The organism is Paenibacillus sp. GCM10028914 (genome assembly GCF_042666275.1).
Taxonomy (GTDB): Bacteria; Bacillota; Bacilli; order Paenibacillales; family Paenibacillaceae; genus Paenibacillus_AQ.
In genome coordinates this window covers 273,087-292,740 of sequence record NZ_JBHTFO010000012.1, presented here as the reverse complement: position 1 = coordinate 292,740, position 19,654 = coordinate 273,087, and the positions used below count along the sequence as shown (strand labels likewise).

Annotated in this window: 20 protein-coding genes; all 20 read left to right on the top strand. The window is 44.0% G+C overall.

The window, feature by feature from the left end; translation table 11 throughout:
* Nucleotides 1-75: 75 nt before the first annotated feature.
* Nucleotides 76-861 carry a spore cortex-lytic enzyme gene (gene sleB, locus ACFQV5_RS11575; RefSeq protein WP_379246829.1) on the top strand — a complete coding sequence of 262 codons (786 nt, stop codon included), beginning with the start codon at nt 76-78 and terminating at the stop codon, nt 859-861.
* 120 nt (nt 862-981) lie between these two features.
* Nucleotides 982-2,265 (top strand): EF-P 5-aminopentanol modification-associated protein YfmF, encoded by a 1,284-nt coding sequence (yfmF, locus tag ACFQV5_RS11570; RefSeq protein ID WP_379246827.1) that lies wholly within the window; start codon nt 982-984, stop codon nt 2,263-2,265.
* Nucleotides 2,266-2,268: 3 nt separating this feature from the next.
* Nucleotides 2,269-3,555: an EF-P 5-aminopentanol modification-associated protein YfmH gene (gene yfmH, locus ACFQV5_RS11565; RefSeq protein ID WP_379246825.1), complete on the top strand. Its 1,287-nt coding sequence runs from the start codon at nt 2,269-2,271 to the stop codon at nt 3,553-3,555.
* Nucleotides 3,552-4,322, top strand: coding sequence for an elongation factor P 5-aminopentanone reductase (gene ymfI, locus ACFQV5_RS11560; protein ID WP_379246823.1), 771 nt, complete (start codon nt 3,552-3,554; stop codon nt 4,320-4,322). The genes yfmH and ymfI overlap by 4 nt, the downstream gene beginning before the upstream one ends.
* A gap of 107 nt (nt 4,323-4,429) precedes the next feature.
* Nucleotides 4,430-4,684 carry a DUF3243 domain-containing protein gene (locus ACFQV5_RS11555; protein WP_379246821.1) on the top strand — a complete coding sequence of 85 codons (255 nt, stop codon included), beginning with the start codon at nt 4,430-4,432 and terminating at the stop codon, nt 4,682-4,684.
* 183 nt (nt 4,685-4,867) lie between these two features.
* Nucleotides 4,868-5,635, top strand: a complete 768-nt coding sequence (locus ACFQV5_RS11550) for a DUF3388 domain-containing protein (protein ID WP_379246819.1) — start codon at nt 4,868-4,870, stop codon at nt 5,633-5,635.
* A 32-nt stretch (nt 5,636-5,667) separates the two neighbouring features.
* On the top strand, nt 5,668-6,639 hold the full coding sequence (locus ACFQV5_RS11545; RefSeq protein WP_379246817.1) for a helix-turn-helix domain-containing protein: 972 nt from the start codon (nt 5,668-5,670) through the stop codon (nt 6,637-6,639).
* 88 nt (nt 6,640-6,727) lie between these two features.
* A complete protein-coding gene (locus ACFQV5_RS11540) occupies nt 6,728-6,898 on the top strand; it encodes a hypothetical protein (protein WP_379246815.1) in 171 nt (56 codons plus the stop codon).
* Between the two features lie 142 nt (nt 6,899-7,040).
* Complete coding sequence (locus ACFQV5_RS11535) at nt 7,041-7,532, top strand: YajQ family cyclic di-GMP-binding protein (protein WP_379246813.1); 492 nt, start codon at nt 7,041-7,043, stop codon at nt 7,530-7,532.
* Nucleotides 7,533-7,769: 237 nt separating this feature from the next.
* Nucleotides 7,770-8,357, top strand: coding sequence for a CDP-diacylglycerol--glycerol-3-phosphate 3-phosphatidyltransferase (gene pgsA / locus ACFQV5_RS11530; RefSeq protein ID WP_379246811.1), 588 nt, complete (start codon nt 7,770-7,772; stop codon nt 8,355-8,357).
* Nucleotides 8,358-8,473: 116 nt separating this feature from the next.
* The gene (locus ACFQV5_RS11525) at nt 8,474-9,736 is read left to right on the top strand and encodes a competence/damage-inducible protein A (protein ID WP_379246809.1); all 1,263 of its coding nucleotides are present in this window, start codon (nt 8,474-8,476) and stop codon (nt 9,734-9,736) included.
* Between the two features lie 235 nt (nt 9,737-9,971).
* Nucleotides 9,972-11,033 carry a recombinase RecA gene (gene recA / locus ACFQV5_RS11520; protein ID WP_379247011.1) on the top strand — a complete coding sequence of 354 codons (1,062 nt, stop codon included), beginning with the start codon at nt 9,972-9,974 and terminating at the stop codon, nt 11,031-11,033.
* A 117-nt stretch (nt 11,034-11,150) separates the two neighbouring features.
* Nucleotides 11,151-11,894, top strand: coding sequence for a regulatory protein RecX (locus ACFQV5_RS11515; protein WP_379246807.1), 744 nt, complete (start codon nt 11,151-11,153; stop codon nt 11,892-11,894).
* Nucleotides 11,895-12,247: 353 nt separating this feature from the next.
* Nucleotides 12,248-13,789 carry a ribonuclease Y gene (gene rny, locus ACFQV5_RS11510; protein ID WP_379246805.1) on the top strand — a complete coding sequence of 514 codons (1,542 nt, stop codon included), beginning with the start codon at nt 12,248-12,250 and terminating at the stop codon, nt 13,787-13,789.
* 94 nt (nt 13,790-13,883) lie between these two features.
* Complete coding sequence (locus tag ACFQV5_RS11505) at nt 13,884-14,678, top strand: TIGR00282 family metallophosphoesterase (RefSeq protein WP_379247009.1); 795 nt, start codon at nt 13,884-13,886, stop codon at nt 14,676-14,678.
* Between the two features lie 132 nt (nt 14,679-14,810).
* Complete coding sequence (locus ACFQV5_RS11500; protein ID WP_379246803.1) at nt 14,811-15,071, top strand: stage V sporulation protein S; 261 nt, start codon at nt 14,811-14,813, stop codon at nt 15,069-15,071.
* 84 nt (nt 15,072-15,155) lie between these two features.
* Nucleotides 15,156-16,112 carry a dipeptidase gene (locus ACFQV5_RS11495; protein ID WP_379246801.1) on the top strand — a complete coding sequence of 319 codons (957 nt, stop codon included), beginning with the start codon at nt 15,156-15,158 and terminating at the stop codon, nt 16,110-16,112.
* Between the two features lie 157 nt (nt 16,113-16,269).
* The gene (locus ACFQV5_RS11490; protein WP_379246799.1) at nt 16,270-18,024 is read left to right on the top strand and encodes a 2-oxoacid:acceptor oxidoreductase subunit alpha; all 1,755 of its coding nucleotides are present in this window, start codon (nt 16,270-16,272) and stop codon (nt 18,022-18,024) included.
* A 2-nt stretch (nt 18,025-18,026) separates the two neighbouring features.
* Nucleotides 18,027-18,893, top strand: a complete 867-nt coding sequence (locus ACFQV5_RS11485) for a 2-oxoacid:ferredoxin oxidoreductase subunit beta (RefSeq protein ID WP_379246796.1) — start codon at nt 18,027-18,029, stop codon at nt 18,891-18,893.
* A 110-nt stretch (nt 18,894-19,003) separates the two neighbouring features.
* The gene (gene pduL, locus ACFQV5_RS11480) at nt 19,004-19,576 is read left to right on the top strand and encodes a phosphate propanoyltransferase (RefSeq protein WP_379246794.1); all 573 of its coding nucleotides are present in this window, start codon (nt 19,004-19,006) and stop codon (nt 19,574-19,576) included.
* Nucleotides 19,577-19,654: the final 78 nt, after the last annotated feature.

Below are 19,654 nucleotides of genomic sequence, written 5' to 3'. Positions count from 1 at the left end.
GCATAGGAAACAGGGTCGCTTGTCATAATAACTTTAGCAATCCTGTTAAACCACAAGAGAAAGGTAGAGCGCAGCATGAAAAACGTAAAGATTTGGCTACTGATCGGCGTCGTGGTATTGTTATCGGCGGCTGTATTTTCACAAACGAAGGCCACTTCAAAAACCGAAAAAGATATACTCACACAGGAAGCCATTCCGACCTTTAGTCAGACTATTTTGAAATTTGGTTCTACAGGTGATGATGTATATGAGCTTCAAGGACGTCTGAAGTATTTAGGCTTTTACCACGGTAAGATTGATAGTATCTTTGGTTCCAAAACCCTTGGATCTGTTAAATGGTTTCAGTCCGAATTCGGTATGAAGGTAGACGGTATTGTCGGTCCAAAAGTAAAACTTAAGCTTTACAATGCAACGAAAAATTGGCGTCCTACAGAACCTAAGCAGACGGCAGGTGGCGGAGCTGCCAACAAAAAAGGGACAGTTTCCTCAGCTAATTCTATGGGATTGTCAGATAATGATCTGAAGATTATGGCTAACGCAGTATATGGTGAAGCACGTGGTGAACCTTTTGAAGGGCAAGTTGCTGTAGCAGCGGTCATTCTAAATCGTGTGAAGTCTCCAAATTTCCCTAACACTCCATCGGGGGTTATCTTTCAGCCGCGTGCCTTTACGGCAGTAGCAGATGGGCAAATCTGGCTTGAGCCTAACGAAACGGCGAAAAAAGCGGTGCTTCAAGCGTTAAACGGTTGGGATCCGTCAGGAGGCTGTCTCTATTACTTTAATCCGAAGACAGCTACCTCCTCTTGGATATGGAGCCGTCCTCAAGTGAAAACAATTGGACAGCATATCTTCTGTATGTAATGCCAGCATGAAGCAACCGGGGGCTTGTCTTCGGTTGCTTCTTCACTTTGCGATGGGTTAGAATGGAACTAAATTAAGCCTAGAGCATCATCAATTCATGTGGTAAGGGAGTTTTGGACCTTGACGACGAAAACGGGATTTGAACACGGCACAGCTGGCGGTATCCGAATTCATGTACTGCCGACACGCCGCTTCAAAACATTCGCAATTTCTCTGTATGCCGGAAGTCCACTGAAAGAAGAATCAGTGACAACAACGGCTTTGACACCGTTTGTACTTCGGAGAGGTACAGTTTCCTATCCGGAGACTAGGGCTTTCCGTGAACGGCTTGAGCAGCTATATGGCGCGGGATTTGGATTTGATGTTTACAAACGTGGAGATCACCAGATCGTGCATTTTCGGATGGACACGATTAATGATTCTTTTGTACAAAGTTCGGAGAGTCTTTTGAAATCGTCATTTGCTTTTTTAGGAGAGGCACTTACGGCCCCGGTTCTTGAGAATGGCGTGTTCCGCACTTCTTATGTTCAAACAGAGCGGGATACCGTTCGTAAAAAGCTGGAAGCGATTGTGAATGATAAAATTCGTTATGCTGCAGAGCGCTGTATTGAGGTCATGTGCCGAAATGAGCCATATCGACTTCATCCTTTAGGCCAGCGTAAGGATTTGGATGGTATTACAGCAGAAGAGCTTTATAAAGCTTATCGTAAATGGCTGGATGAAGCTGTATTTGACCTTTATGTTGTTGGGGATACATCCATTGAGGAAGTAACGAAGCTTGTAGAAGAACACTTCTCTATGGACCGTGTACATGCATCTGAGTATGCGGCATCGGTTGTCCGGTCCGATCCGGGAGAGCCTCAGACTGTTGTTGAGAAACTTGACGTCAATCAAGGGAAGTTGAACCTGGGGCTTCGTAGCAAAATTACGTATAAAGATGAAGATTATGCCGCAGCCTTAATGTATAACGGTATTCTTGGTGGATATCCGCATTCTAAGCTGTTTGTTAATGTCCGTGAAAAGGAAAGTCTCGCTTATTATGCTTCTTCACGATATGACGGGCATAAAGGGATTGCCACCATCCAATCGGGCATTGAAATTCAAAACTACGAGAAAGCGGTTGAGATTATCCGCAAACAGCTCGATGATATGGCAAATGGCGTGATATCGGAGGTTGAAATGACTCAGACGAAGGCAATGATCCGTAATGTAATCAAGGAAATGCAGGATTCTGCCTTTGAGTTAATTGCGTACGATTTTAACCGCGTTCTATCCGGAAAGGAGCGCACGGCAGAGGAACTTCTGGAGCAGGTGGGGAATGTTTCAAATGATGACGTTACACGCGCCGCCTCCGCCTTTTCGCTCGATACAATTTATTTCCTGACAGGCCAAAAGGAGGAATAGCCGGTGCAAAGCGTTCATTATGAGAATTTGCAAGAAACATTGTATTATGAGGTGCTGGATAACGGACTGCATGTATACGTGCTTCCGAAGCCGGGATTCCAGAAAACATACGCTACATTTGCCACGAAATATGGCTCTGTAGATAATCATTTTCGTGTAGAAGGCAAGCCTGAAATTAGAGTTCCTGATGGGATTGCTCATTTTCTTGAACATAAAATGTTTGAAGAGCCAGAAGGCGGCGACGTATTTGCTAAGTTTGCTTCCAATGGAGCATCTGCTAATGCATTTACAAGTTTTGACCAGACGGTATATTTATTTTCTGCAACAGAGAACATCATGGAGAATTTGGAGACGCTGATTGATTTTGTTCAGAATCCTTATTTTACAGATCAGAACGTGGAGAAGGAAAAAGGGATTATTGGACAAGAAATCAATATGTATCAGGATAATCCGGATTGGCGTGTATATTTCGGCCTAATTGAAGCGATGTATAAAGTACATCCAGTGCATATTGATATAGCAGGAACGATAGAATCCATTGGAACCATAACGAAAGAAGACTTATACACTTGTTATAATGCCTTCTACCATCCGAGCAATATGCTGTTATTCGTCGTGGGTGGTGTAGATCCGGAAGAAACGATTGCGCGGGTAAAAGCAAATCAGGCACGTAAAACATATGAAAAGCAAGGTAACATCGAACGCTTATTTGATCCAGAACCGCAGCAAGTTGCTGAAAAGAAAAAGGTATGCAGACTTGCTGTATCACTGCCTAAATGCCTGTTCGGTTTTAAAGAGAAAGAGGTTCAGCTTACCGCAGAGGATCAGCTCAGACGAGATCTAACGACAAAACTGATGCTGGATCTGTTATTCGGTTCAAGTACGGAGTTGTATCAGAAACTATATGATGAAGATTTAATCTCTGACAGTTTCTCGCATGAGTTTAACAGCTCAGCTCAGTATGCTTTCTCCGCAGCGGGTGGCGATACGAAGGATCCGCAAAAGCTGCTTCAGCGTATTCGTGAAGAAGTGGACCGGTTGAAGCAAAGCGGATTTAACCAATCTGATTTTGAGCGCGCACGGAAAAAGAAAATGGGTGGATATTTGCGGATGCTCAATTCCCCGGAGAACATCGCACATGAGTTTACTCGATATGAGTTCAAAGGCAGCAACTTATTCTCGGTTCTTCCGGTGTACGAGTCGATTACACTGGATGATGTTAATCGCAGATTGCAGGAACATGTAGACTGGGAACAGCTTTCTGTATCCTTGGTGTTAAGTCCGGAATGAATGATTTCAAGGGAGAGATTATGAAACCGATCGGGGAAATGACCGTTCTGATCACAGGAGCCAGCAGAGGCATTGGGGCGGCTATAGCCGAGCGTTTTGCAGCTGTGGGCATGAACATCATCATTCACTATATGAGCTCTCACGAGGCCGCTAATGAGGTTGCACGGCGATGTATGAGCCATGGATCTAAGGTGATGACCGTATCAGCGGACTTAAAGGATAAGGAACAAATTTTACGGATGCAAGAAAAACTGAAGAATCATGGCATGGAACCTGATATTTTGGTTAATAACGCAGGGATTTCTCACTATGGCCTACTATCGGATGTGACCGAAGAGGACTGGGATACTGTGATGTCGGTTAATCTGAAGGGGACGTTCCTGTGCACTCAGGCCTTTATGGGGCGAATGGTCTCACAACGATTTGGACGGATTATTAATGTATCATCAGTGTGGGGCATTTCGGGCGCTTCTTGCGAGGTGCTTTATTCGACCAGTAAGGGAGGATTAAATGCATTCACTAAGGCACTGGCAAAGGAGCTTGCTCCTTCTGGTGTAACTGTTAATGCGGTTGCTCCTGGAGCTGTGGATACTTCAATGCTTGGTCATTTGGAGGAAGAAGAGATTCGCATGCTTGAAGATGAGATACCCGCTGGGCGTCTTGCCCAGCCGGATGAGATATCTTCGCTTGTTTACTTTTTAGCTTTGCCGGAGTCGGGGTACATCACAGGACAGGTGATTAGTCCGAACGGCGGCTGGGTGACATAAAGTTCGCTGTTAATGGTGCATTTAACCACTCATAGCGCTTGGAGTACGGGGCATATTAACATTGTTCATTTAAATCTCAATTGCCAACAAGCAGAGGAGGATTTAACATGTCATCCGTACTCAAGAATTTTGATTCCTGGAAAAAGTTCCTTGGAGAGCGTGTCGTTCAAGCAGAGAAAGCAGGGATGAGTGAAGACACCATTTCCCAGCTGGCTTATGAAATTGGCGATTTCCTAGATGAAAAAGTCGATCCTCAAAACTCTTCAAACCGTGCACTAAAAGAGCTCTGGGATGTCGGTAATGAGGAAGAACGACGGACAATTGCGCGTCTCATGGTCAAACTGGCTAAGTCGAACGCATAGTTCCAAATGCAGCCCCCTCATGCAGGGGGCTTTTTATTCGAATGGTTACAGAGTTGTCCTTGCCTTTCATTTTCATTTTATATATCATTAACGTGACCCATTTTTAAAACTTCTTCGGTATGTTCTTTTAGATAAGTCATGACCGGAGGTTAATTGAATAGGAGTTCGGGTGAGGTGCTTTTGGTGGAATCTAAACAATGGTATATGGAGTATAAGATACATAAGAACCGTCCTGGCCTTCTTGGTGATATTGCTTCTATGCTCGGTATGATGGAAGTGAATATTTTGACCATCAACGGTGTAGAGGGCCAGACGAGAGGTATGCTCCTTGAGACAGACGATGAAGAGAAAATTACCTTAATGGGTAAAATGTTAAACAAAGTAGATAATATAACTGTGACGGCATTAAGACCTCCAAAACTGGTGGATATTTTGGCTGTTCGTCATGGCCGTTACATCGACCGCGATTCTGACGATCATAAAACATTTCGTTTTACTCGTGACGAGTTAGGTTTACTAGTGGATTTTTTAGGTGAATTGTTCAAAAGGGAAGGAAATCAGGTCATTGGTCTTCGGGGGATGCCACGAGTCGGGAAGACGGAATCTATTATTGCCGGTAGTGTGTGTGCGATGAAGCGATGGACTTTTGTTTCTTCAACCTTATTAAGACAGACGATTCGCAGTCAATTGTCAGAGGACGAAATGAACCCATCGAATGTCTTTATTATTGACGGAATCGTGAGTACAATACGCTCTAACGAAAAGCACTATCAATTGCTTCAGGACATTATGTCAATGGAGAGTACTAAAGTGATTGAACATCCAGATATTTTTGTGCGGGAATCTGAATTTTCATATGATGATTTTGATATTTTGATCGAATTGCGAAACAATCCGGATGAGGAAATCGTTTATGATACATTCACCGGTTCGTACAGCGACGATCTGTAATGACCGCAGAAATTCCAATAGGAGGTGATGGTATGTCCGAACTGGGACAACAATTGAGAGAAGCACGTTTACAGAAAGGGATGAGCCTGGATGACGTGCAGGAAGTTACAAAAATACGCAAACGCTACTTAGAAGCCATCGAGGCTGGGGACTATAAGGTGCTTCCAGGCAGCTTTTATGTCCGGGCATTCATCAAAACCTATGCGGAAGCGGTAGGTTTAAATCCAGATGAGCTTCTTGAAGGTCATAAGCAGGATGTGCCCAAGGCTGAACCGGAAGCAACCATGGAGCCTGTTATGCAGAAACGTGCTACAAGAGCATCTTCTGATCGTAACATTAGCTGGCTTCCGACGGCGTTGATGTGGACATTTCCAATTTTGATTATTGCTGTTATCTATTTATACGCTTCTAACTCCAACAATGATGTGCCTGATAAGGTACCGCCTGTAACCCAAACAGATCCATCTGATCAAGGAGAGGCCGGAGGCGAGAATCCTACCGTGCCAAATCCTGGAGGTGCTCAGGGTGATGGCGGCACGGGTGAAGGAACGGAAACAGACCCAGGAAATGAAGCTGATCCAGGGGATGAATCGGATGGTGAGGTACAAGAACCTGATGATGAGAATCAGCCGGAAGAGCCAGGTCAAGTTACGGTAACGGAAGACCGCAAGGAAGGCAAGAATGTTGTCTTCAAAGTCGCTGCTTCTGGAGACACACCAGTTAAGGTGGAAATTAAAGCTTCCGGACAAAGTTGGGTGGAAATTTATCGGGGGTATAACTCTACGGGTGAAAAGCTTTTCTTCGGTATGATGAATGCTGGGGACTCTGAGAGCTTTGAATTGGACAGTCAAGGTATGTATGTTAAGTCCGGATACTCTCCGGCTACGGCTATTACTGTAGGTGGACAAACGGTAACAGACGGCAAGACATCTTCCCGCCTGTTGTTTGAGCCTGTTGATTCGTCTTCGACCAATAGCAGTACTACAGGAACTGACGTAGAATAGACTTTCCTTTCTTAGGAGAAGTTAATAGCGGTGTGCGATTAAGCATATCGCTATTTTCACATCCTTAGGAAGTGAGGTGGGCAGCAGGATGACGGTAAGTTGGATTGTAGCCGGATTAGGTATAATCGTAAGCCTATTGGGATACTACCTGATTCCAAATGATTGGGGCTACGGTATACTTGGTTTTGGATTAGCCCATATCATTCTCGGTATTCTTGATATGTTTCGGAGGCCAGATAAAATTAAGGACAGTAATTAGATGACACGGACTTCGTCTTCTCCTTATTAATGGGAAGACGAAGTTATTTAGTATAGAAGTGATTTACCATGGGGATTAGACTTCTACCAGAGTTATAACCTATAATAGAATGGACATATTGCCCGAAAGGAATGAATGATGAATGAGTTCTGAAAGTTCATTTGATATTGTGTCCAAAATGGACATGCAGGAGTTGAATAATGCGATTAACCAAGCGGAGCGTGAGATTGAGAATCGCTTCGATTTTAAAGGTAGTAAAAGTAGTCTGAAGCTGGACAAAGATGCGCTAGTTATCGCGTCTGATGATGAATACAAGCTGAATGCAGTTATTGATATTTTGCAATCAAAGATGGTGAAACGTGGACTGTCTTTGAAGAACGTAGAGTATGGCAAAATTGAACCTGCGTCGTTAGGCACCGTGAGACAACGTCTCTCACTTAAACAAGGTATCGATCAGGAGAACTCGAAGAAAATTAACATCTTGATTCGTGATTCGAAGCTCAAGGTGAAGAGTCAAATTCAAGGAGATCAGATTCGGGTTTCTGGTAAGAGTAAGAATGATCTTCAAGCAGTTATGCAGTTGTTACGCAAAGCTGACCTGCCGCTGGATCTGCAGTTCACCAATTTGAAATAGGCTCCTGGCCTCCCTTCGAATACGAGGAGGAGGTCTTTCTCTTTTGACAGGGAACCAGCCTTAATATTATACTGAAAATCGATATATCAAGTGAGCGGATATATTTTTCTGTATGGACTACTATCCGCATATAGACCCTTTAGGTACATAAGATTTACAACTCTTCAGTTTGGAGAACAGACTGATTCTTGGTCTGACTCGAGTGACAAGACAACCCCAATAAAGGGAGGCTGCTTCATGAATTTACCAAATCGCATAACGCTGGCCCGAATTTGCCTGATCCCCGTTATGATGATTTTTTTGCTTGTAGATTTCAACTTTTATCCAGAGCCGATCGTATGGAATGGTTTTACATTACCATATAATCAACTTATCGCTGCGGTAATTTTTATTGTGGCAGCCAGCACGGATGGAATAGATGGTTATCTCGCGCGAAAGAATAACATGGTGACTAATCTTGGCAAACTTTTAGATCCCCTGGCAGATAAACTACTTGTGGCTGCTGTACTCATCTCACTGGTGGAAATGGGGAAAGTAGAATCATGGATTGTTGTAGTGATTATAAGCCGCGAGTTTGCTGTTACTGGACTGCGTCAGATTGCTCTGCTTGATGGAGCAGTTGTAGCAGCTGGAAACTCAGGGAAATTGAAGACTGTAATTCAAATCGTAGCAATTGTAGCGTTACTGATCAATAATTTTCCATTCGTATTCTTTGGAATTCCGTTTGATCAAATTGCGATCTGGGCAGCTGCATTGATAACGATATACTCCGGCGCTGAATATTTTGTGAAAAATAAACACCTTCTCAGGGGTGCTGGAGCTTAATGGCAATAGGAGAAATCCTATTGCTTTTTTCTTCCATCTTCATGGCGCTTGCTTTATGCTGTGATTTATTGCTTATTAAATAAATATATCGAGATATATTCTAGGAGGTTCGGTGGATGAAAGCAGAGATCATTGCAGTCGGAACGGAGCTATTGCTCGGTCAAATCGTAAACACAAACGCCCAGTATTTGTCAAAACAATTAGCGGGCATGGGTATTGATGTATATTATCAAACCGTCGTCGGCGATAATATAGAGCGCATTAAGGAAACACTTAAGATCTCCAGTGCCCGTGCCGATATTATTATTCTGACTGGCGGTCTTGGGCCGACACAGGATGATATTACAAAAGATGCTTTGGCTGAGTTTATTGGTACATCTCTTCATATCGACCGGATGGCTATGGACAATATTGACCGATTCTTTATGGACCGTGGTAAGGGAATGACAGAGAATAATAAGCGTCAGGCATTATCAATCGATGGGGGCACACCTCTGGCGAACGAGACGGGACTGGCTGTTGGGAATGCTATATCTCATGAAGGCACTTATTATATTGTACTTCCAGGTCCGCCGAGAGAACTGATGCCGATGTTCGAAAATCAGGCAAAGCCCTGGTTAATGCAGCATGTACTCACCGATGAGCTGCCGCTCTACTCCAAAATGCTTAAATTTGCGGGGATCGGTGAGTCTGCGCTGGATGACCGACTTAGTCATTTGATCAGTGCTCAGAGCGATCCAACGATCGCACTGTACGCCAAGGAAGGTGAAGTGACGGTTCGCATTTCTACCAAAGCTTCTAGCGAAGGAGAGGCGATGGAGAGACTGAACAAGCTTGAAGAACAGATCAAAGCGATTGTTCCAGAGCATATGTATGCTAACGAAGACGTTCCTATTGAAAAAGTAATTGTCGATATAATGGCTGATCATGGCTGGACGGTTAGTGCCGCGGAAAGTTGCACGGGTGGTCTCGTGATGGAGAATATTACTTCAATTCCAGGAAGTGCGACGATGCTTCTTGGAGGTATTGTTTGTTATACGAATCAGATCAAGCATAAATTGATAAATGTGCCGCAGCATCTTTTAGAGGGAGACGATGCTCCAGGCGCTGTTTCCACAGAGGTTGCAGAGGTTCTGGCTGAGCAAATTCGAATGGTGACAGATAGTGACTTCGGGCTGTCAGTGACCGGTGTGGCTGGTCCGGGGTATGCGGAACGTAAACCGGTAGGTTTGGTGTATATTGGTTTGTCTGAGCGTGGCAAAAAGACAGAAGTTCATGAGCTCCATCTCAAGGGTGATAGAGAAATGGTGCGGATTCGTGCGACGAAGGCATTGTTATACCGTTTATGGCTGAGACTGACGGCAACAAAATATCAGTAAAAAATTAACAATAGGATTGAAATGCAAATTATTGTTAAGTATAATCGGTATACGGAAGAACCGTGGCATATCAAATGATGTGGCCGCGGTTTTTGCTGTTTATGGAGAAACTGCGGTTAAACCCGGGGAGGGAGCGCCCAGTAAAAAAAACGAATGTATGTTCGAAAAAATGCTTGGCAAACTTATAAAAACAAGGTATTATAAATTTATCAACAATTGAAGGGTTGTGGAAGAATTGTCAGATCGTCGTGCTGCGCTGGATATGGCGCTTCGTCAGATAGAGAAACAGTTCGGTAAAGGTTCGATTATGAAGTTGGGTGAATCAACCCATATGCAAGTGGAAATCGTGCCAAGCGGATCGTTGGCATTGGATATAGCATTAGGAACAGGCGGTCTGCCTAAAGGCCGGATCATTGAAGTTTATGGACCTGAGTCTTCCGGTAAAACTACGGTGGCACTCCATGCTGTTGCTGAAGTTCAAAGAGTGGGTGGACAGGCTGCATTTATTGATGCTGAGCATGCCTTGGATCCAGCTTATGCGAGTAAACTAGGTGTTAACATTGATGAGCTTCTGCTGTCTCAGCCAGATACGGGAGAACAGGCTCTCGAAATCGCAGAAGCACTGGTACGTAGTGGAGCAGTTGATATTATTGTTATTGACTCGGTAGCAGCGCTTGTTCCAAAAGCGGAGATCGAAGGGGATATGGGAGACTCTCACGTGGGTCTGCAAGCTCGTTTGATGTCCCAAGCTCTTCGTAAGCTTTCTGGGGCGATCAGCAAATCGAAGACGATTGCTATCTTTATCAACCAGCTTCGTGAAAAGGTCGGTGTCATGTTTGGTAACCCAGAAACGACTCCAGGTGGTCGTGCGCTGAAGTTCTATTCTACAGTTCGTTTGGATGTTCGTCGTATTGAGAGCATTAAGATGGGTAATGATGTAGTGGGTAACCGTACACGTGTTAAAGTTGTTAAGAACAAGGTGGCACCTCCGTTTAAGCAAGCAGAGATCGATATTATGTACGGAGAAGGCATTTCGAAAGAAGGCAGCCTGATTGATATCGGTACAGAACTTGATATCGTAGATAAGAGCGGTGCATGGTATTCCTTTACAGGTGAACGTTTGGGACAAGGTCGTGAGAATGCGAAGCAATTTTTGAAAGAGCATCCGGAGATTGCTGATGTAATTGAGCAAAAAATCCGTGAAGCTAGTAATCTGTCTACCAATGTACCTGAGCTTAGTGATGCTGATAAGGTGAAGGAAGAGCAAGAAGAGCAAGAGTTGTTTAAAGCAGAATAGATTACCGTATATACTTACGGTGTTTTGTAAGACCGTTTGGTGGCTATTTAACACCAAGCGGTCTTCTTTACAATATTGAGATACTTATATATCGGGGATATATTGCAAGGAGGAACGATGGAAACCGAAAACGAAACATATTTATTATCACAGGAAGAGGAACAAAATGGTGTTTCTCATTTCCCGGATGATGAGGATTTGATCATTACCTCTGTAGAGATGATGCGGAAACCCAAGCATCGTTATCTTATTAGGTTTGGACCATATAGCTTAACCGTTCATGAGGACGTTATGATTAAATACAGGATGATGAAAGGAAGTATATTTCGAAAGGACGAGCTGGAGAGCATTGTTGTCGCTGATGAACGCCAACAGGCCTATGTGGAAGCTTTACGGTTTTTGGAACGAAAGCCTCGTACAGCGAAAGAAATCGCTCAGCGTCTTAGCCAAAAGGGGATGACTGCTGATGGGATTGAGAAGACGATAATTCGACTTCAGCAAGAACGCTTAGTTGATGATGAATTATATGCTAAACAGTGGGCCGAGCAGCGAATCACAAGGCAGAAGAAAGGCCGAATGTGGGTTAAACAGGAACTCCGACAAAAAGGAATTGAGAATGAGCTAATTGCAGAGGCCCTGAGTGAAGTTAGCGAAGAAGATGAATTTAATAGCGCATATACGATAGGTAAGAAGAAATGGCAGCAGGTCAAAGGAGATGCTCTAGAACGAAAGCGAAAGACGGGAGCTTTCTTAATGCGCCGAGGATTTACCGGTGAAAAGGTTCGTAAAGTGATTAATAGATTGATTGCAGAGGATCGGGATGCCGAAGATTCTCTCGAAGAGCTGGAAGCGTTTGAGTAAGAGTAAGCCTTAAATGTTAAATTTTGGTTTAATAGAGTCGATTTTGGATGAACATGGTCATTAACCAGCGCTTTCCCTTGACAATATCTTTTTATAAATACTAAAATGAAATTGAATCTTTATCATTTATAGGTGCCTTTTTCCTTCCAAAAAGTTACTTTTGTGAAAGATTCGCTAATTCATAGTGAAATGTAATCTGCCGGTTTCGGCGGGCTATGCGTATGTTAGACCGGTACGCAGTGTGGACGGCAGAATAAGCTGCCAAAATTTTATGTATGAATGAAGCTAGAGTGACATGACAATTGAACATTTCCCAAGGAATGCCTTGGAGGAACCAACGAGGAGGTGAACAGATGGAAACCGGAATCTGGATCATAGTCGTTCTCTTCGTTGCCGCTATATTCTTTGGGTTCGGTTATTTTATTCGCAAAAACCTTGCAGAAGCTAAAATTTCTAGTGCAGAAACTGCTGCTATTCAGATCGTGGAGAACGCGAAGAAAGAAGCAGAAGCACTGAAGAAAGAAACGGTTCTCGAAGCGAAGGACGAAGTCCATAGAATTCGAGCCGAAGCTGATAAAGACACTCGCGAACGTCGGAATGAAATTCAACGACAAGAACGCAGATTGTTGCAAAAGGAAGAATCGCTGGATAAAAAATTGGAATCTTTGGAACGTAAAGAAGAACAAGTGGCGAACAAAGAGAAACGAATTGAAGAAACCCAGCAACAGATTGATGTGATTTACAAGAACCAGGTTTCAGAGTTGGAGCGCATTTCCAACCTGACTATGGAAGATGCGAGAAGCATCATTTTAAGTAATGTAGAACAAGAAGTTCGCCATGAAACCGCACAAATGATTAAAGAACTTGAACAGCAGGCGAAGGAAGAGGCAGATAAGAAATCTCGTGAGATTATCACTCTTGCCATCCAGCGTTGTGCAGCTGATCACGTTGCGGAAACGACGGTCTCCGTCGTTACACTGCCGAACGAAGAAATGAAGGGCCGGATTATTGGCCGAGAAGGACGTAACATCCGTGCACTTGAAACCCTTACAGGGATTGACCTCATTATCGATGATACTCCTGAAGCAGTTATACTGTCAGGCTTCGATCCAATTCGCCGTGAAATTGCTCGTACTGCTTTAGAGAAATTGGTGGCAGATGGTCGGATTCATCCGGCTCGTATCGAAGAGATGGTTGAGAAGTCCCGCAAGGAAGTGGACGAGCGGATTCGCGAGTATGGTGAACAGGCAACTTTCGAGGTTGGTGTTCATGGCTTGCATCCGGATTTGATCAAAATCCTGGGCCGTCTGAAGTTCCGTACAAGTTATGGACAAAATGTGCTTAAACACTCTATGGAAGTAGCTTATTTAACGGGGCTGATGGCTGGAGAGCTCGGCGAAGATATCACATTGGCGAAACGTGCCGGGCTGTTGCATGACATCGGTAAAGCGCTGGATCACGAAGTGGAAGGTTCGCACGTTGAAATCGGCGTGGAGCTGGCGAAGAAGTATAAAGAACATCCGGTGGTCATTAACAGCATCGCTTCGCACCATGGTGATTGTGAGGCAACTTCAGTCATTGCTATGCTTGTTGGTGCGGCTGACGCATTGTCCGCTGCTAGACCTGGAGCTCGCAGAGAGACACTGGAGACTTACATTAAACGTCTTGAGAAGCTGGAAGCGATCACTGAATCCTTTGAAGGTGTTGAGAAATCATATGCTATCCAAGCAGGACGCGAAGTCCGCGTGATGGTACAACCTGATAAGATCGATGATGCTGAAGCATTCCGCTTGGCGCGTGACATTACCAAAACCATTGAGAATGAACTGGACTATCCTGGTCATATCAAAGTCACGGTCATCCGTGAAACAAGAGCGGTTGATTACGCGAAATAATGTTCCAGATAAAAAGTGGCCGCTTCTTGGCCACTTTTTATCTTTGTACGTAAAGCAATTTCATAATTTGTTAACGATAGAGGAGTGGGTTGGCATCAACGTTTTATTCATAGGCGATATAGTCGGAAGCACAGGCAGAAAGGCTCTTAAAGCATCATTACCGGAACTGAAGTCTAAGTATAACCCGCATATTATAATAGCTAACGGAGAGAATGCAGCATCTGGACGTGGGATCACATCCGCGATCGCTAATGAGTTCTTCAATTGGGGTATTCACGGTATAACAATGGGTAACCATACATGGGATAATCGTGATATCTTTGAGTTTATTGATCATGAACCCCGCATGGTACGACCAGCTAATTATCCGCCAGGTACGCCAGGGCTAGGATCTACTGTTATTAAAGCGAACGGAAAGGAACTGGCTATTGTCAATTTAATGGGGCGGACTTTTTTACCTGCGATCGATTGTCCTTTTAGAGCAGCAGATGAAATTGTAGACGAGCTTCGAAAGAAGCATAAGCATATTTTGGTTGATTTTCACGCAGAGGCTACATCTGAAAAGATTGCTATGGGATGGCATTTGGATGGACGTGCCTCAATCGTTGTAGGTACTCATACACATGTACAGAGTAACGATGATACAATTCTGCCGAATGGAACAGCTTATTTGACGGATACGGGGATGGTTGGCTCTAAAGAAGGGGTGCTCGGTATGCAGCGTGAAGCCGTTCTTTACAAGTTCAAGACACAGCTGCCGGCCCGGTTCCAAGTTGATGAAGGCAAGTGGCACTTCCATGCAGTTTACGTGCAGCTGGACGATACGACCGGCAAAGCGAAAAAAATCGAAAAAATACGTCTCTACGAAGATGAGTGGCGGATGGATTAAAAATGCGCGAAGCGGTTTAAGAGATAATATGGAGCGTTTTGGAAAAAAGAAGGAATTAATTTCTCGCTCATGAATAACATCTAATAAACGGAAGCAAACCATCACTCAACATTCCCAGGGGAGGTACTTACCATGGAAGTATTAAAAGTTTCAGCAAAATCCAATCCAAACTCAGTTGCAGGTGCGCTAGCAGGCGTTCTCCGTGAACGTGGCGGAGCTGAGCTGCAAGCAATTGGAGCCGGAGCACTGAACCAAGCTGTTAAGGCAGTAGCTATAGCTCGGGGATTTGTTGCACCAAGCGGGGTTGATTTAATCTGTGTCCCTGCTTTTACGGATATTGTGATTGATGGCGAAGACCGGACAGCGATAAAGTTAATCGTAGAACCTAGATAACGATGGAATGTTGAGGGTTAGCCTGTTTACCGATCTAAGTAAACAGGCTTTTTGCTGTGGAAATGCTGAGAGGGGATGGCTAGAATGAAGGTTGTAGATTTTCATTGTGATGCTTTAAGTAAGCTGTGGGAAAATCCGAAGGTTTCCTTTGCCAATAGTCCCGAATTGGATGTAACATTACAGACGATGCAAGAAGGTGATGTAGCACTACAAGTGTTTGCTATATTTTTGTCTGAACGTTATGGCCGTGCTTCGTTTGAGCGTGTGATGGCCCAAATCGAAATATTCCGGAATCAATTAATACAGTCAGGACATTTGAGTTGGCTCAAGTGGCGCGAACAGGTTAATGAAGTGAAAAGTGCTGGGAAACGATGGGGTCTGCTATCTCTTGAAGGGGTGGACGGGCTGGAAGGCAATTTATTTTATGTTCGGCTTTGCTACGAGCTGGGTGTAAGGTTTATGGGGCTGACTTGGAATCACGCGAACTGGGCTGCTGATGGTATTATGGAGAAACGTGGGGGTGGACTAACGGACAAGGGCCGTGAGATGATAAGGTTATGTAATGAACTCGGCATTCTATTGGACGTATCTCATTTGTCTATTGCTGGATTTTGGGAGCTAGCCGAACTTGTTTCTAAACCTGTTATCGCTTCTCACTCGAATGTATTTGAGGTATGTCCTCACCCGCGGAACTTGAAGGATGAACAAATTCGTGCGATTATTGCTATGGACGGTCGTATTGGTCTTACGTTTGTTCCTTGGTTCATTCGACGGGATCAACATCCGGTAAAAACGGAAGATTTACTTCCGCATATTGAACGGATCTGTTCGTTAGGTGGAGCACACCACATGATGTTCGGATCTGATTTTGACGGGATTGATCAATGGGTAGATGGCTTAGAAAGCCCGAGAAGATATCAGGAATGGGTGAATATACTATTAAAGCATTATCCTGAAGAATTGGTTCAGGGGTGGATGTCAGGCCATGCACTGGATTTTCTGCAGAAACATCTACCTAAACAACCTACCGTTCTTTCTTGATCTATTTTTCGAAAATAGAACTAGAAAATATTTCTTGCTATTTCACTATTATGCCGATAAACTTTATCGTGATTTAATGAAATTATCCTTATGATATTTATAGTTGCTATTTAGTAAGAAGTTTATTTGTTTTTATAGTAAAAAGGGAGTGGAGAGCTTGATCAGTCAATTATCATGGAAAATCGGGGGTCAACAAGGTGAAGGGGTCGAGAGTACAGACCGTATTTTCTCTACAGCTTTAAACCGTCTGGGTTATTATCTATATGGTTACCGCCATTTTTCTTCCCGTATTAAAGGCGGTCATACTAATAATAAAATTCGTATCAGCACGAGTCCGATCAGGTCAATTGCTGATGATTTGGACATACTGGTTGCGTTTGATCAAGAAAGCATAGACCTGAATGCGCATGAACTTCGTCCGGGTGGCGTGGTTGTAGCAGATGCTAAATTTAATCCTGTCGTTCCAGAGGGTGCTGAGATTCGTTTATTTGCGGTACCCATTACAGCCATCGCTGAAGAGCTGGGCACTTCCCTTATGAAGAATATGGTTGCATCAGGTGCGTCATGGGCATTGCTTGGACTCCCGCTAGATGTATTCAATAAGGCGGTTGAAGAGGAATTTGGACGTAAAGGTCCAGCCGTTGTTGAGAAGAACCTAGAAGCGGTAAAGCGTGGAGCTGATTATGTATTAGATCTTGCCGGTGGTCCGCTTGATGAGTTTAAGCTGATGCCAGCAGACGGTAAACAAAAGTTATTTATGATCGGTAATGATGCAATCGGTTTGGGTGCCGTAGCAGCAGGCTGTCGTTTAATGAGCGCTTATCCGATTACACCTGCTTCCGAGATTATGGAATATCTGATCAAAAAACTTCCGAAATTCGGCGGAACTGTCGTTCAGACAGAGGATGAAATTGCTGCTGTAACAATGGCTATTGGCGCTAACTATGCCGGTGTCCGCACGATGACCGCATCGGCGGGACCTGGACTGTCCCTCATGATGGAAGCGATCGGATTAGCCGGCATGACGGAAACACCAGTCGTTATTGTGGATACCCAGCGTGGTGGTCCAAGCACAGGTCTTCCTACCAAGCAGGAGCAGAGCGATATTAATGCTATGATTCACGGAACACATGGTGAAATACCAAAGATTGTACTTGCGCCAAGCTCCATTGAAGAATGCTTCTACGATACGATTGAGGCGTTCAACTTGTCAGAGCAGTATCAAGTGCCCGTTATTATTGTGACAGACTTGCAGTTGTCACTTGGAAAGCAATCCTGTGAGCCTCTGGATTATAACCGCATCGTTATTGATCGAGGAAATCTTGTAAGCAATGTAGCGGAACAAGAGGAGAAAGCTCTCTTTAAGAGATATGAATTAACTGACAACGGGATATCCCCTCGTGTTCTTCCGGGCGTGAAGAATGGAATTCATCACGTTACTGGTGTAGAGCATGATGAAACAGGACGTCCTTCAGAGTCTGCGGATAATCGCAAGCAAATGATGGATAAACGACTGGGTAAGTTGAAACATATGGTTGTTACCAATCCAATCTTGAAAGATGCACCATACGATAATCCTGACCTTCTTATCATTGGTATGGGTTCTACAGGAGGAACGATTGATCAGGCGCGGGAGTTGCTTGAAAAGGATGGTATCAGTACAAATCACGTGACGGTTCGTCTTCTTCACCCATTCCCTGCAGAAGAGATCAAGCCTTATATAGATGGAGCAAGACAGGTAGTCGTTGTAGAGAATAATGCAACAGCACAACTGGCCAATCTCGTTAAACTGCATGTTGGCAGTAGTGAAAAGCTGAGAAGTGTGCTTAAATATGACGGAAACCCATTCTTGCCGTCTATCATTTATAATGAATGCAAAAGTATTAATGTAGACAGCAAGGAGCTGGTATAAAGATGGCTACGTTTAAAGATTTTCGGAACAATCTCAAACCGAACTGGTGCCCCGGCTGTGGCGATTTTTCTATCCAGGCTGCAATTCAGCGCGCAGCGGCTAGTTGCGGATTAGAACCGGATCAGCTTGCTGTAATCTCGGGTATTGGTTGTTCCGGTCGTATCTCCGGTTATATTCATGCCTATGGTCTTCATAGTATTCATGGACGAGCCTTACCGATCGCACAAGGTGTGAAACTCGCAAACCGCGATTTGACGGTTATTGCATCTGGTGGCGATGGTGATGGTTTTGCCATTGGTATGGGACATACCATCCATGCAATCCGCAGAAACATCAATATTACGTACATCGTTATGGATAATCAGATTTATGGCCTGACGAAAGGTCAAACTTCTCCGAGAAGTGCAGAAGGTTTTGTTACGAAGAGTACTCCTGAAGGATCAATCGAGACGACTCTGTCGCCATTAGAGCTGGCTCTTTCAGCAGGTGCTACATTTGTTGCTCAGTCGTTCTCGAGTGATATTAAACAACTGACAGCTTTAATCGAGGAAGGTATTAAACACGAAGGCTTCTCTATCATTAATGTATTCAGCCCGTGTGTGACTTTTAATAAAGTAAACACTTATGAGTGGTTCAAAGAGAATATCGTGAATTTGGACAGCTTCCCTGAGTACGATCCTACAAATAGAATCGGTGCCATGACCAAATTAATGGAAACGAATGGGCTTGTTACAGGATTGATTTATCAAGATAAAAATCGTAAGAGCTACGAAAATCAAATTTCCGGATTTCAGGACACACCACTTGCTCATCAGGAGCTGCAGTTAACGCCAGAACAATTTGACAATCTTGTAGCAGAATTCAAATAAATTAGATAAAGGCAGGCGGGAAAACCGTACTGCCTTTTTATTTTTGGGTAATAGGGAGTATAATAGATATTGGCATGTACAGCTTATAGAGAAAATGAGGAGTGAGACACATGAGTAAAACTGTACCTGTGGGTGTTTCGGCCCGCCATATTCATTTAACTCAAGAACATATTGAAGCATTATTCGGACCCGGGTATCAATTGACCGAGTTTAAACCGTTGTCCCAACCAGGACAATTCGCAGCGAACGAAACAGTGGCTGTAATCGGCACAAAAGGACAATTCGATAAAGTTAGAATTTTGGGACCTGCACGTCCAGCTTCTCAGCTTGAAATTTCCCGCACGGATTCATTTGCGATTGGTGTTAAGGCTCCTGTTCGCGAATCCGGAAACATTGAAGATACACCAGGCGTAACAATCAAAGGTCCTGCCGGCGAAGTTACCCTTGATAAAGGTGTAATTGTGGCAGCTCGCCATATTCACTTCCATACTTCGGATGCTGAGAAATGGGGCATTCAAGACAAGCAAATGCTGAAAGTACGTCTAGGCGGAGAGCGTGGACTCGTACTTGAGAATGTTATTGCACGCGTATCCGATAACTTTGCACTGGATATGCACATTGATACAGATGAAGCGAATGCAGCTGGTGCTAAAACTGGAGATACTGCAGAAATCCTTGATTAATATTGAAATTCTGAAGAACCAGGCATAGGTTAAATGAACTGCATCCCTTAGAATAGACATTGGAAGAACCCTTGGGTA

Bases quoted from the DNA above. Each gene is read 5' to 3' on its own strand.
- ACFQV5_RS11500 (WP_379246803.1), top strand. From the start codon at position 14,811: ATGGAAGTATTAAAAGTTTCAGCAAAATCCAATCCAAACTCAGTTGCA.
- ACFQV5_RS11540 (WP_379246815.1), top strand. From the start codon at position 6,728: ATGACGGTAAGTTGGATTGTAGCCGGATTAGGTATAATCGTAAGCCTA.
- ACFQV5_RS11485 (WP_379246796.1), top strand. From the start codon at position 18,027: ATGGCTACGTTTAAAGATTTTCGGAACAATCTCAAACCGAACTGGTGC.
- ACFQV5_RS11545 (WP_379246817.1), top strand. From the start codon at position 5,668: ATGTCCGAACTGGGACAACAATTGAGAGAAGCACGTTTACAGAAAGGG.
- pduL (WP_379246794.1), top strand. From the start codon at position 19,004: ATGAGTAAAACTGTACCTGTGGGTGTTTCGGCCCGCCATATTCATTTA.
- ymfI (WP_379246823.1), top strand. From the start codon at position 3,552: ATGAATGATTTCAAGGGAGAGATTATGAAACCGATCGGGGAAATGACC.
- ACFQV5_RS11535 (WP_379246813.1), top strand. From the start codon at position 7,041: ATGAGTTCTGAAAGTTCATTTGATATTGTGTCCAAAATGGACATGCAG.
- ACFQV5_RS11495 (WP_379246801.1), top strand. From the start codon at position 15,156: ATGAAGGTTGTAGATTTTCATTGTGATGCTTTAAGTAAGCTGTGGGAA.
- ACFQV5_RS11555 (WP_379246821.1), top strand. From the start codon at position 4,430: ATGTCATCCGTACTCAAGAATTTTGATTCCTGGAAAAAGTTCCTTGGA.
- pgsA (WP_379246811.1), top strand. From the start codon at position 7,770: ATGAATTTACCAAATCGCATAACGCTGGCCCGAATTTGCCTGATCCCC.
- ACFQV5_RS11515 (WP_379246807.1), top strand. From the start codon at position 11,151: ATGGAAACCGAAAACGAAACATATTTATTATCACAGGAAGAGGAACAA.
- rny (WP_379246805.1), top strand. From the start codon at position 12,248: ATGGAAACCGGAATCTGGATCATAGTCGTTCTCTTCGTTGCCGCTATA.
- sleB (WP_379246829.1), top strand. From the start codon at position 76: ATGAAAAACGTAAAGATTTGGCTACTGATCGGCGTCGTGGTATTGTTA.
- ACFQV5_RS11525 (WP_379246809.1), top strand. From the start codon at position 8,474: ATGAAAGCAGAGATCATTGCAGTCGGAACGGAGCTATTGCTCGGTCAA.